The organism is Parasphingorhabdus sp. NYA22 (genome assembly GCF_976973735.1).
This window is the reverse complement of sequence record NZ_OZ333477.1, coordinates 3080170-3092906: the sequence shown is the minus strand read 5'-3', so window position 1 is coordinate 3092906 and position 12737 is coordinate 3080170. Positions and strand designations below refer to the sequence as shown.

At 57.2% G+C, this 12737-nt stretch carries 11 protein-coding genes; 3 read left to right on the top strand and 8 right to left on the bottom strand.

Features of this window, described 5'->3' with window-relative positions; genetic code table 11:
• Positions 1-7: 7 nt before the first annotated feature.
• The 4 genes from metH to ACWFTY_RS14695 all read right to left on the bottom strand — a co-directional run bounded on the left by metH (position 8) and on the right by ACWFTY_RS14695 (position 5730).
• On the bottom strand, positions 8-2623 hold the full coding sequence (gene metH / locus ACWFTY_RS14710) for a methionine synthase (RefSeq protein WP_447524929.1): 2616 nt from the start codon (positions 2621-2623) through the stop codon (positions 8-10).
• Between the two features lie 88 nt (positions 2624-2711).
• The gene (locus ACWFTY_RS14705) at positions 2712-3761 is read right to left on the bottom strand and encodes a homocysteine S-methyltransferase family protein (protein ID WP_447524928.1); all 1050 of its coding nucleotides are present in this window, start codon (positions 3759-3761) and stop codon (positions 2712-2714) included.
• On the bottom strand, positions 3758-4714 hold the full coding sequence (metF, locus tag ACWFTY_RS14700) for a methylenetetrahydrofolate reductase (protein WP_447524927.1): 957 nt from the start codon (positions 4712-4714) through the stop codon (positions 3758-3760). The genes ACWFTY_RS14705 and metF overlap by 4 nt, the downstream gene beginning before the upstream one ends.
• On the bottom strand, positions 4711-5730 hold the full coding sequence (locus ACWFTY_RS14695; protein ID WP_447524926.1) for an ArsR/SmtB family transcription factor: 1020 nt from the start codon (positions 5728-5730) through the stop codon (positions 4711-4713). The genes metF and ACWFTY_RS14695 overlap by 4 nt, the downstream gene beginning before the upstream one ends.
• 234 nt (positions 5731-5964) lie before the next feature.
• Here ACWFTY_RS14695 and ACWFTY_RS14690 point away from each other — a divergent pair, with 234 nt between their 5' ends.
• Both ACWFTY_RS14690 and ACWFTY_RS14685 read left to right on the top strand, forming a co-directional pair.
• Complete coding sequence (locus ACWFTY_RS14690) at positions 5965-6300, top strand: hypothetical protein (protein ID WP_447524925.1); 336 nt, start codon at positions 5965-5967, stop codon at positions 6298-6300.
• Positions 6301-6388: 88 nt separating this feature from the next.
• Positions 6389-6583 carry a hypothetical protein gene (locus ACWFTY_RS14685; RefSeq protein ID WP_447524924.1) on the top strand — a complete coding sequence of 65 codons (195 nt, stop codon included), beginning with the start codon at positions 6389-6391 and terminating at the stop codon, positions 6581-6583.
• 3 nt (positions 6584-6586) lie between these two features.
• On the opposite strand, the gene ACWFTY_RS14680 is transcribed toward ACWFTY_RS14685, so the two are convergent.
• On the bottom strand, positions 6587-7678 hold the full coding sequence (locus ACWFTY_RS14680) for a serine hydrolase (protein WP_447524923.1): 1092 nt from the start codon (positions 7676-7678) through the stop codon (positions 6587-6589).
• Positions 7679-7836: 158 nt separating this feature from the next.
• Positions 7837-9048, bottom strand: a complete 1212-nt coding sequence (locus tag ACWFTY_RS14675) for a phospholipase D-like domain-containing protein (protein ID WP_447524922.1) — start codon at positions 9046-9048, stop codon at positions 7837-7839.
• A 161-nt stretch (positions 9049-9209) separates the two neighbouring features.
• On the opposite strand from ACWFTY_RS14675, the gene rpoZ reads away from it, so the two are divergent.
• Complete coding sequence (gene rpoZ / locus ACWFTY_RS14670; protein WP_067201203.1) at positions 9210-9557, top strand: DNA-directed RNA polymerase subunit omega; 348 nt, start codon at positions 9210-9212, stop codon at positions 9555-9557.
• Positions 9558-9663: 106 nt separating this feature from the next.
• Here rpoZ and ftsH read toward each other — a convergent pair whose 3' ends face one another.
• On the bottom strand, positions 9664-11616 hold the full coding sequence (gene ftsH, locus ACWFTY_RS14665; protein ID WP_447524921.1) for an ATP-dependent zinc metalloprotease FtsH: 1953 nt from the start codon (positions 11614-11616) through the stop codon (positions 9664-9666).
• A gap of 167 nt (positions 11617-11783) precedes the next feature.
• Positions 11784-12737 carry a tRNA lysidine(34) synthetase TilS gene (gene tilS / locus ACWFTY_RS14660; RefSeq protein WP_447524920.1) on the bottom strand — a complete coding sequence of 318 codons (954 nt, stop codon included), beginning with the start codon at positions 12735-12737 and terminating at the stop codon, positions 11784-11786.

Here is a 12737-nt window from a genome sequence, read left to right as displayed (position 1 = left end):
GACCGGTTTACTCGTTGAGATTGGGTCGCAGCCATTGCCGCGCCTGATCGATGGATACGCCGCGCCTTGCCGCATATTCTTCGACCTGGTCTTCGCTGATCCGCGCCACGCCGAAATAGTCGGCTTGAGGATGGGCAAAATAGAAGCCGGAAACCGCAGCGGTCGGCGTCATCGCGAAGCCGCTGGTCAGTTTGATACCGGTATTCTCCGTGGCGTTCAGCATATCGAACAGGATCGGTTTCAGACTGTGATCCGGACAAGCCGGATAGCCGGGGGCAGGGCGGATGCCCTGATATTTTTCCCGAACCAGATCCTTGTTGTTGAAATGCTCGTCGGCTGCATAGCCCCACAGATCCTTGCGGACATGTTCGTGCATGCGTTCGGCGAAGGCTTCGGCAAACCGGTCGGCAAGCGCTTTCAAAAGAATGCTGTTATAGTCATCCTTGTCCATCTCGAACCGCTGGACATGTTCGTCGATGCCATGGCCGGCGGTGACGGCAAAGCCGCCAATCCAGTCATCAGAGCTGTCGATGAAATCGGCGAGACAATTATTCGGCTTGCCACCCCGTTTGACAACCTGCTGTCGCAGCATCGGCAAGGTATATTCCGCATTTTCCGGCGAGACCAAAATGTCGTCGCCTTCCCGCCGGGCCCGCCAGATGCCGGCCACGCCTTTGGCGGTCAGCCATTTTTCCTCGATGATCTGGTCGAGCATGGCCTGCGCGTCGCGGAACAGATCAGTCGCGCTTTCGCCGACGATTTTGTCGGTCAGGATTGCGGGATAATTTCCGGCCAGTTCCCATGCGCGGAAAAAGGGAGTCCAGTCGATATAGTCGCGCAGCTCTGCGAGGTCCCAGTCGTCATAAACATGCAGGCCGGGTTTCGCCGGTGCCGAGGCTTTGAGGCTCATGTCGACGACAGCGGCATTGGCGCGGGCTTCCGCGAGCGATGCGAGTTTCTTTCCGGTTTTCCCCGCGCGTGCGATACGGACGTGCTCGTAATCCTCGCGAGTCTTGGCGATGAAGCCTTCTGCCTGGGTATCACTGACCAGTTGGGAAGCGACGCCCACAGCGCGGCTGGCATCGAGCACATAGACAGTCGGTCCGCTATAGGCGGGTTCAATGCGCAGCGCCGTGTGGGTCTTGGAAGTGGTTGCACCGCCGATCATCAGCGGCATCTGCATTTTCGCCCGTTCCATTTCTTCGGCGACAGTCACCATTTCGTCGAGCGATGGCGTGATCAACCCGGACAGTCCGATGATATCGGCATCATTTTCATTGGCGGCTTTCAAAATGTCGGTCCACGACACCATCACGCCGAGATCGATGACCTCAAAGCCATTGCACTGCAGCACGACGCCGACAATATTCTTGCCGATATCGTGCACATCGCCCTTCACCGTGGCCATGATGATCTTGCCCTTGCCCTTCGCTTTCTCGTCTTTCTCCGCCTCGATATAGGGGAAGAGATGGGCGACGGCTTTCTTCATGACGCGCGCGGATTTCACCACTTGCGGCAGGAACATCTTGCCGGAACCGAACAGGTCGCCAACGACATTCATGCCGTCCATCAATGGCCCTTCGATCACTTCGATCGGGCGGCCTTTGCGTTCTTTGACCGCCAGTCGCATTTCTTCGGTATCTTCGATGATATGCGCATCGATGCCCTTGACCAGCGCATGTTCAAGGCGTTTGTTGACTTCATAGCCGCGCCATTCTGCCGCTGCCTTTTCGGCGACTTCATCGGTGCCACGGAATTTTTCGGCGAGCGTGATCAGCCGGTCGGTCGCGTCGTCGCGGCGGTCGAATATCACATCTTCGCAAAGCTCGCGCAGTTCGGGATCGATGTCGTCATAAATATCCAGCTGGCCGGCGTTGACGATCGCCATATCCATACCCGCAGGAATGGCATGATAGAGAAAGACGCTGTGCATCGCCTTGCGCACCGGCTCATTGCCGCGGAAGCTGAACGACAGGTTGGACAGGCCGCCGGATATATGGACATGCGGGCAACGCTTCCTGATCTCGCGGGTCGCTTCGATGAAGTCGAGTCCGTAGCGGCGATGTTCGTCAATCCCCGTCGCGATCGCGAACACATTGGGATCGAAGATAATATCCTCCGGCGGAAAACCGATTCCGGTGAGCAGCTTGTAGGCGCGTTCGCAGATTTCGACCTTGCGCTCTTTGGTGTCGGCCTGTCCGGTTTCATCAAAAGCCATGACCACGACAGCGGCGCCATAAGCCATGCATTTGCGGGCGTGATTGAGGAACTCTTCCTCGCCTTCCTTCATCGATATGCTGTTGACGATCGGTTTGCCGGACACGCATTTCAGCCCCGCCTCGATCACCGACCATTTGCTGCTGTCGATCATCACCGGCACGCGCGCAATATCGGGTTCGGCGGAGATCAGCTTCAGAAAGGTGGTCATCGCATGATGGGCGTCGAGCAGGCCTTCATCCATGTTGATGTCGATCACCTGCGCGCCGTTCTCGACCTGCTGGCGAGCGACTTCCACCGCAGCCTCATAATCGTCGTTGAGGACGAGCTTCTTGAAGCGCGCCGAGCCGGTGACGTTGGTGCGTTCGCCGATATTGACGAAATTGGTGGAAGAGGATTGGGTCATAATTCGTGATGTCATCCGTTGGTCTCGACCGGAGCCGGGGAGCAATTAATAGTTAGTTCGTACCGCTGCGCTGCGGGTTGCCGGGCGCTTAGGCCGCCATATTGAACGGTTCCAGTCCGGAAAGCCGCGTCCGCACAGTGACCGCCGGTATCTTGCGTGGTTCCTGATCAGCCACGGCCTTGGCAATGGCTGCAATATGCTCCGGCGTAGTCCCGCAGCAGCCGCCGACAATATTGACCAGACCGTCTTTCAGCCAGTCGCCAATCAATTCCGCTGTTTCATCCGGCATTTCGTCATATTCACCAAGATCGTTGGGCAGGCCAGCATTGGGATAGGCCATGATCAGGCAGTCCGCTTCTTTCGACAGCATCGCCAGATGCGGTCTGAGCTGGTCGGCGCCGAAAGAACAGTTGAGCCCGATGGTCAGCGGCTTCAGATGGCGCACGGCATGCCAGAAAGCCTCAACCGTATGGCCGGAAAGATTGCGGCCGGACAGATCGGTCAGGGTCATCGATATCATCAGCGGCACATCGCGGCCGCTTGCTTCGGCGGCTTCCATCGCCGCCATGCCGGCGCATTTGGCATTGAGCGTATCAAAGATGGTTTCGATCAGCAGAAAGTCGACACCGCCGTCGATCAATGCATCGCATTGCTCACGATAGACGCCCTTCAGATAATCATAATCAATCTCCCGGAAGCCGGGATCATTGACGTCGGGGGACAGGGACAGCGTCTTGTTGGTGGGGCCGACGGATCCGGCAACGAACCGCGGCCTGCCATCTTTGGCTTCTGCCTTGTCGCAGGCCGCGCGCGCAATTTCGGCCGATTTGACATTCAGATCGCGGACCAGATGTTCGCAGCCATAATCCGCCTGACTGATCACGGTCGAACTGAACGTGTTGGTTTCGATAATGTCTGCGCCCGCTTCAAGATAGGACGTATGAATGGCTTCGATGATGTCCGGCCGGGTCAGGCTGAGCAGATCATTATTGCCCTTCTGGTCATCGGTCAGGTCGAGACTGCCGCGATAATCGTCTTCGCCAAGACGATAATTCTGGATCGCCGTGCCATAGCCGCCATCGAACACCAAAATGCGTTCAGCGGCCAGTTTCGTCAAACGTTCGCGCGGGCTGGTCATGCCGCTTTCTCCTGTTGTGCACTGCCGGGGCGTTTGCCGAGCAAATGGCAAATGGCGTAGCTCAGCTCTGCCCGGTTGAGCGTATAAAAATGAAACTGGCGCACGCCGCCGGCATAAAGTTTGCGGCAGAGTTCCGCCGCTACCGTGGCCGCGATCAATTGCCGCGCCGAAGGATGGTCATCCAGTCCTTCGAACAGATCATTCATCCATGGCGGGATTTCCGCGCCGCACATGCCTGCAAATTTCCGCGTCTGGGCGACGTTCGACACCGGCAATATGCCCGGCACCAATTCTGCATCAATGCCGGCAGCGCCTGCCGCATCGCGGAACCGGAAGAAAGCTTCTGCGGTGAAGAAAAACTGGGTGATCGCCCGGGTCGCTCCTGCATCGAGCTTGCGCTTAAGATTGTCGAGATCGCTTTGCGGGCAATCGGCTTCCGGATGTGTCTCGGGATAGGCAGCCACCGAGATTTCAAAAGGCGCGATATCGCTCAGACCCTTTACCAGCTCGGCGGCACTGGCGTAGCCTTGCGGATGCGGTTCGAAAGCCTGGCCTTCTGACGGCGGATCGCCGCGCAAGGCAACGATATGGCGAACGCCGGCATCCCAATAGGACTGGGCAACCTCGGCGATTTCCGCCTTGCTTGCGCCGACGCAGGTCAGATGCGCCGCCGCGGGAATATTGGTTTCCTTGGCAATTCTCGCCACCGTCGCATGGGTGCGTTCCCGTGTGGTTCCGCCCGCGCCATAAGTTACCGAAACAAACCGGGGATTGAGCGGCTCGAGCGTCACGACACTGTCCCACAGGGTTTTTTCCATTTTGTCCGATTTCGGTGGAAAAAACTCGAACGAAACATCCGCATCGCCGCTCAATCCGGCGAAGAGCGGTGCATCAAGCGCCCGTTTTGCCTCTTCCAGTTCGATTAGGCCCATCGGCCGCGTTGGATTGTTCATGCTGATGCTCTTTTCAAATTTTCGGTTTGCGGGGGCAATTTGTCGGAATCTGGATGCAGGCTGGGGACGGTAGCTTTCTTGGCGATCCATATTTTTACCGTCAGTTCACCGCCATCAAGCGTTCTGGTCTGCACCAGTTCGAGCTTCGACGCAGAGAGCCAGTGTCTCATGCTGTCATCGCTAAAGCCGAGCCGTGCGTGCGCATGTTCGGTGCGCAGGTCTTCCCGGTCATGGGCAGCAAAATCCGCGATCAGAACGATACCATCGGGCTTCAACACCCGCGAAACTTCTACCAATACCGCTTCCGGATGTTGCGCATAATGCAGAACCTGGTGGAGAATGACACTGTCAACCGCGCCATTTTCCAGCGGCAGATTGTTGAAGTCGCCTTGCTTCAACTCTGTTTTCTGCACCAGATTGGATCCGCTAACGGTTTCGCTCTCGAGCAATTTGGCCCGCGCCAGCCGCAGCATTTCGGGACTATTGTCGATCGCGACGATCGATTGCGCCGAGGCGCCGAACAGTTCGACCATCCGCCCCGTCCCGGTTCCGATATCCAGTAACTTGCCAAGTGGTGCATCACGCAGCAAGGCGAGCATCGCCCGCTCGACTTCCTCTTCGGGCAAATGCAGCGAGCGGATGGCATCCCATTCTTCGGCGTGAGCGGAGAAATAGCGCTCTGCCATTTCGGCGCGCGCCTTGCGTACCAGTGACAGCTGTGCTTGATCCTGCAACGCCTGTTCGGACTTCGCGACCTTGCCCGATCGAAAAATGCGTCCCAATATTTGCAGCTCGGATGCCGGTCCGGGTTTCAGAAACACCCAGCTGCCTTCTTTCCGGCGTTCCGCCAGTCCCGCTTCATCCAATATTCTGATGTGCCGGGAAATGCGCGGCTGACTCTGGTCGAGAATTTGCGCCAGTTCGCCGACGGCCAGCTCCATCTTTTGCAGCAACAGCATGATTCGTAACCGCGTAGGGTCAGCGAGTGCTCTAAAAATGTTCAAGATATGATCCATGTCGCATAGCTATATAAAGAAATCTTTATATCTGGTCAATCGGCTTGATCTTCTGCCTTTGGCTTTTATTTCCGGTCACGAGTCTAGGAGAATTTACACGCCGGAAATTGCCGAATCAGGTTCTTCATTGCGTTCATTCGGTCATATCGCTAATGATAGGCGCCGCAGGCCAGAGGAGATAAAACACCTCCCCGCCGGCTTGGTTTTTGAGGATTAAAATAGAGGGTTACCCCAATGAAAAAAGTTACAACATCGATCGTTCTGGCCGCTGCACTTGGCCTGGCCGCATGCTCCGGCGCCGACAATGCTGAAACCGGTGCAGAAGAAGCTGTAGAAGGCACTGAAGCAACCGCTGAAGAAGCTGCTGATGATGCCATGGATGCTGCTGAAGGTTCCGCGGACGCCATGGGCGAAGCCGCTGTTGAAGCAACCGCTGAAGCTGCTGATGCCGCTGGCGAAGCTGCTGTAGCCGCTGGCAATGCCGCTGAAGAGGCCGGTAACGCTGCTAAAGATGCTGCCAAAAGCGCAGTCGACAAAGCTGCAGACGCTGCGAAAAAAGCAGTAAACTAAGCTTTTCCAACTATTTCAGAAAAGGGCTGTCTTCGGACGGCCCTTTTTTTGTCTTTGGTCCAGCCCGAACAGGGTTTATGGAGATATCATGAAAAGCATCTTCAGCGTCATGATACTGGCCGGCCTGGTAGCCTGCGGCCCGGCACAAAATGATCCCGGCCCCGGCGGTGTCACCGTCGGCGAAGCAAAAGCACTGGATGAAGCAGCGGAAATGCTCGACGAGCGCAACGCGCCGCCTGACTTGACGGAGAATATGACCGCCGCTCCGGCTGATAGCGAATAGGTTCTAGCCCGGGTGGTATCGGCCCACGGCCCGTGTCACCGCCTGCATCAGGCGCATGCGTTCGGGGATCGAAGCGGTCGTATCGCCCAGCATCACCACCACGGCATAGCGGGTTCCGTCGGGCGCAGTCATGATACCGATATCATTATATCCGGTTGCTACCGAACCGAGAACCTGCCCGGTTCCGGTTTTGTGCAGGAATTCCCACCCCGCAGGCACGCCAGCCTTCAGCCGGTTCGGGCCGCTTCTTGTCCGTTTCAATATCGACTGCAGCAATTTGGTCGAATTGGCCGAGAGCAATTCGCCCCGGGCCAGTTTGTCGAGCGCGCGGACAATTGCAAGAGGACTGGCTCCATCAACAGGATCGGCCAGATAGGCGTCAAGAGACTGCCGCCGCTGTTCGACCGGTATTTTGGCGCGGGCCGCATAGAATGTCCGGCGGTAGGACAGATTCTGCTTCCATTCCATCCCGGCAATCCCGCTCTGTAAAAGCCGTTCGCCCGGACCGAAGCGGATTTTCCCGAGATCGTTTTTGGCGATGAACTTGCGGACGGCCTCCGGCCCTCCGGCATGCCGAAGCAGGGAGTCGTTTGCAGTGTTGTCGCTGCTCGCCAGCGCCTTTTCGAGCAGGGTGTAGACGGATTTCACAACCGCACCTTCCCGTTCCACTTCAACCGCCATCGGTTGATGGAAAACAGTAAGGTCTTCCTTCCCGATGCGGATCGGGTCGGAGAGCGATGCCCGGCCCTGATCGATCTTGTCGAGCATGGTCATCGCTACCCAGAGCTTGGAAACGCTTTGCTGAGGAAAATATTCATCAATCCGGTGGCCGAATTCCCATTCGCCGTCGATCCGTTTCACGGCGATCCCGGTCTTCCCGGGGAATGTCCGCCAGAGTTGATCGATCTCCCGGACCAGTGCAGGGTTGGGCTGTTCGCGTGCAGTGTCGGTGCTTGGCGGCGCTGACGGTGCCCGATTCTGATAGATCGGCGGCGGGGCGTTATCCGTCCTTGCTGCCGGCCGGTTTGAGGCAGACACGCAGGCAGCCAGTGTGACGGTCAGCATCAATGTCAATACATGCCGAAAATGTCTCATGAGCGGGCGATCATCTGCTGTTGGAATGTTCATAGACCCTTCTAACTACGCGGCCCTGTCTGAACAGGGGCAAAACTGCCTATTGCGGTGAATGATTCTCCTGCTGCGACAGATTGCTCCGGCTGGCTGGCAAACCGGTTCATCTGGGCGAACGTCTTCTATTTGACGATACCGAAATTGAATCTGCGGGTAACCCGATAGTCTAGCGTATTTACGACGAAATAGGATATTGTCCAGCGCAGCCGATTGAGAAACGTGCGGCGGGATTTGTGCAGCGCCGGCGTGATGGTTTCGCTATTTTCGTGCAGGATATCGATCACGCTACGCGCATGACCGGCAAAACCGGCATCTTCGATCCGCAACATCATCTCCACATTGATGAACAGGCTGCGCAAATCAAAATTCGCCGAACCGACATAGACAGCATTATCGACGACCACCAATTTTGTATGGAGGCGTCTGGGCTGAAATTCGAAAAGCCGCGCATGCCGCTTCAGCAAATAGCCGTATAGCAACCGGCTTGCCCCCATGGTCGCGCGATTGTCGGTTTTGCCGGGCAATATGATCCGGCTTTGTCCGCCGCGCTTTGACAATCCGCCAATCCGCCGCAAAAGCCCTTGCCCTGGCGAAAAATAGGCGGTGACGAGATCAAGCCTGCTGCCATTCTCCAGATCATTCTTGATCGCCCGCGCCCAGTGGCTCAGACGATTGCTCGGGCCACCAAGTAGCCACTGGAACTGGCCATTTCCGGCTTCCCAGTGTCTCACCATCTTCCGCAGCGAGCGCATATTGCTATTATCCTGATAAACCCAGTTGGACAAAAGCCGAAAATAGCTGGCGAGATTGGCAACCTCGGGCCCCTTGATTTCGAGGCCGAGATCTTCCCAGCTCTCGTCGCTCTGTGCGCTATCCCCGGATTGTTGGTGCACGGCGAAATATTCGTCGGCGATATTGAACCCGCCGATCAGGGCGCAGCAATCATCGGCGATGATCATCTTCTGATGATTGCGGACAAAATAGCTGGTGGAAAAACGCGGGCTGAAAACCCTGAATTTCCCCCCGGCCTGGACGAGAGGGTCAAAAAAACCGCGCGGCGCGCCATTCGAGCCGAAGCTGTCGACCATCATTTCGACCGCAACGCCCCGCTCGCAGGCGGTTATCAGCAAAGAGAGTATTTTCCTGCCGATCAGATCGTCTTCGAACATGTAGAAGAAAAGCTTGAGGCTTTCGTCGGCCCGTTCGAGCATGTGCACCAGCGCGGAAAGTCGTTCGTCTGCCGCGCGGACCAGCCGCAACCGGTTCCCGCCGACATCAAACCACTGCGGTTGTCCGGGTTGCCATAGCAGGTTGTTCACGGGCGTGTTTTCCATGGTTTCAGGGCATAGATTATCATCGGTACACCGACAAACCATTAGATTGCCGATTGGTTTCCTGACCAATCGCTGCGAGAGTCCGGATTTGTTGACAAATCCCGCGCATCGCCCTAGATGCAGGCCTCTTTTCCTATAGTTTGCAGAATCAGGAGCGCCTTATGGCTCGCGTTACGGTTGAAGATTGCGTTGATAAAGTCACAAACCGGTTTGATCTGGTGTTGTTTGCTGCCCAGCGCGCACGTGAGATTTCAGGCGGCGCAGAGCTGACTGTTGATCGCGATCGCGATAAAAACCCGGTTGTCGCCCTGCGCGAAATCGCAGAAGAAACGGTCAAGCCGAAGGATCTGCAGGAAAGCCTGATTCAATCGCTGCAGAAGGTTCTCATCGACGATGATGATACGCCGGATGAAATCGGTTCGATCAGCCAGTCGGCAGAAGCGCTTCGCCTCACGGCCGCTGCACCACCACGCAGCGCCGGTGTCGCCGGAGACTACGGTCGCCGCTAAACGCTCTGCGGTCCACCGCACATATCGAGACAAAAGAAAAGGCCGCCGGGAATATCCCGAGCGGCCTTTCTTGTTTCTTGTTTCTTGTTCCGTTGCCGGACGGCGATTAAGCGCCTTGTGGTTTGGGATCGCCAAACGGACCCTTCTTCTTCCGTCCCGCTTTCGGGATCGATGCGCCGACTGATGGCACAGCGGTCGGTTTGACGACACCGCCATCCGGACGCTCGAACTTGCCGTTCTTGACCAGTTCGTCAATTTCCTCACCGGACAGCGTCTCATATTCGAGCAATGCATTGGCCAGAGCATGGAGCTGGTCATTATGCTTGGTCAGCAGATGCTTCGCCCGGTCATAGCTGTCATCGATCAGCTTGCGAATTTCCATGTCGATCTTTTTCGCGGTCTCGTCTGACATATGCACCCGCTGCGATTGCGAATAGCCGAGGAAGGTTTCACCCTGTTCCTCTTCATATTGCAGGGGTCCCATCTCGTCCGACATGCCCCATTGGGTGACCATGTCACGCGCAAGTTTCGTGGCATATTGGATATCGCTGGAAGCTCCCGAAGACACTTTATCATAGCCGAAGATGATCTCCTCGGCGACACGACCACCCATGGATACCGCCATATTGGCGTGCATCTTGTCGCGGTGATAGCTGTAATTATCGCGCTCGGGCAGACGCATGACCATGCCGAGTGCGCGACCGCGCGGAATGATCGTCGCCTTGTGGATCGGATCGGATGCTTCCTCGTGTACCGAGACAATAGCATGGCCTGCTTCGTGATAAGCGGTCATCTTCTTCTCGTCGTCCGTCATCACCATGGACTTGCGTTCTGTGCCCATCATGACCTTGTCCTTGGCATCCTCGAACTCGCTCATCGCGACCATCCGTTTGCCGCGACGAGCCGCCATCAGCGCTGCCTCGTTGACCAGATTTGCCAGATCGGCGCCGGAGAAGCCGGGGGTGCCCCGCGCAATCGTGCGCGGGTCAACGTCGGGAGCCAGCGGCACTTTCTTCATATGCACGGCAAGAATCTTTTCGCGGCCTTCAATATCGGGACGCGGAACGACAACCTGGCGGTCAAAGCGGCCGGGGCGCAGTAGCGCCGGATCAAGGACGTCGGGACGGTTGGTCGCGGCGATGATAATGATACCTTCATTCGCCTCGAAGCCGTCCATCTCGACCAGTAGCTGGTTCAGCGTCTGCTCGCGTTCGTCATTGCCATTGCCAAGGCCGGCACCACGATGGCGACCGACTGCGTCGATTTCGTCGATAAAGACGATGCACGGGGCGTTTTTCTTGGCTTGCTCGAACATGTCACGGACACGGCTTGCGCCAACGCCGACGAACATTTCGACGAAATCGGAACCGGAGATGGAGAAGAAAGGTACGCCCGCTTCGCCCGCAATGGCGCGAGCCAGCAGCGTTTTACCGGTACCGGGCGAACCGACAAGCAGCGCGCCTTTCGGAATCTGGCCGCCAAGCTTGGCAAAGCGTCCGGGATTTTTCAGAAATTCGACAATTTCTTCCAGCTCTTCGCGGGCTTCATCGATACCTGCGACATCCTGAAAGGTTACCTTGCCCTGTTTTTCGGTCAGCAGTTTGGCCTTCGACTTGCCAAAGCCCATGGCTCCGGAACCGCTGCCCTTTTGCATCTGCCGCAGCACGAAGAAGGCGATGCCGAGGATCAGCAGGAAGGGCAGGGACTGCACGAGAATGATCTGCCAGATGCTGGCCTGTTCCTGTGCCTTGCCGCTATATTCGACGCCTTTCTCGTCCAGCAGGTTCACCAGCGAAGGATCGCTGCCGACTGGCGTGGTGGAGAACATGTCGCCATTGGTGAGTTCGCCGGTGATCTTGTCCGGCGCGATGGCCACGCTTTTCACGCTGCCTTCTTCGACCTTGTTGCGGAAGGAAGAATAGCTGATGCCCGTTGCCCCCTCGCTGGAGGCTCCCGCACCAAACATCGAAACGGTGAGCAGAAGCGCTACGATGACGCCAGCCCAGATGAACATACTTTTCATCCAGGGATTGTCTTTGGGATCCTGTTCGTCATTCATTGCACATCTTGTCCTGTAATCATGGTTGCAGCGGATGAACGGCATCACGCCGCAATTTTATCTATGCTGTAAAGATAGTCCTTTTGCGGCGGATGACAATATGAAGGCCAATGTTTTTACCGATCAGTGTGATCGGAGCGCCTTGGCAGGGCCGTCGCGGCAAAAAATCAGCTATTGCGGCGCTTCGGTGCGGGCTGGAAGCGCCAAACCGCTCCGCCCCGGCACAATATGTTGCCGAGTGTGACGGTTTCGCCCTTTTCCAGAGCGATGATTGTCTGGTCAATCTGGTTGCCGCGCGGGGATAAAGCAGGATCACAAATGTGCAGGCATTTGAGCAATAGCCGCCGTTGAAGCTCGTGAGGAAAGTCTATGTGCGAGAGAGTACAACCGAGGTCCGTGGTTGTGAGATGGTCCGCGGCAAGCCGCTCGACCATCCACTCGATCGCCTCGCGTGCGGCCCCCAGGGCGCTCGCGCTCTGGCTGGCAAGGCTGGTGTCGAATCCTTCGAGATCCTGGAGCGCATTGCGTACCCGCACACGGTCGAAGCCCTGATCGCGATTGGAAGGATCGTCGACCGCATCCAGACCATGGTCCGCGACATAGGCGATCAGTTCCGATTTCTGAAAATGGAGCAGGGGCCGGATGATGTCGGTCCGCTTCTCCCTGATACCCGACATGCCGTCGATACCGCTGCCGCGCAAGATGCGCATGATCATGGTCTCCAGCTGGTCATCGGCATGATGGGCAGTCGCTAGCCAATGGATCCGGTTGTCTTTCATCCAGTCGTGCAACAGTCCGTAACGGGCGTGCCGGGCCGCGCTCTGGATGCTGCCGCGGATCGGGACGACCGGTCGCAAAATTTCGTGAGGGATGCCGCGTTCCCGACAGATCTCCGCTACGAATTCTGCTTCCGTGCGAGCGGCGGGACGCAACCCGTGATCGACAGTCGCCGCAGCAACCCTGCCGGGACAGGCCTCGGATGCCAGCAGCAGCAGGGCCAGGCTGTCGGGGCCGCCGGAAACCGCCAGCCCCAGTTTCTGGTCATTTGATGCAAATGCGGGAACCAGCCGGTCAAGCGCCTCCACAAAGCGTGTGTCGAGCGAGGCGGCTGCATCACCCAT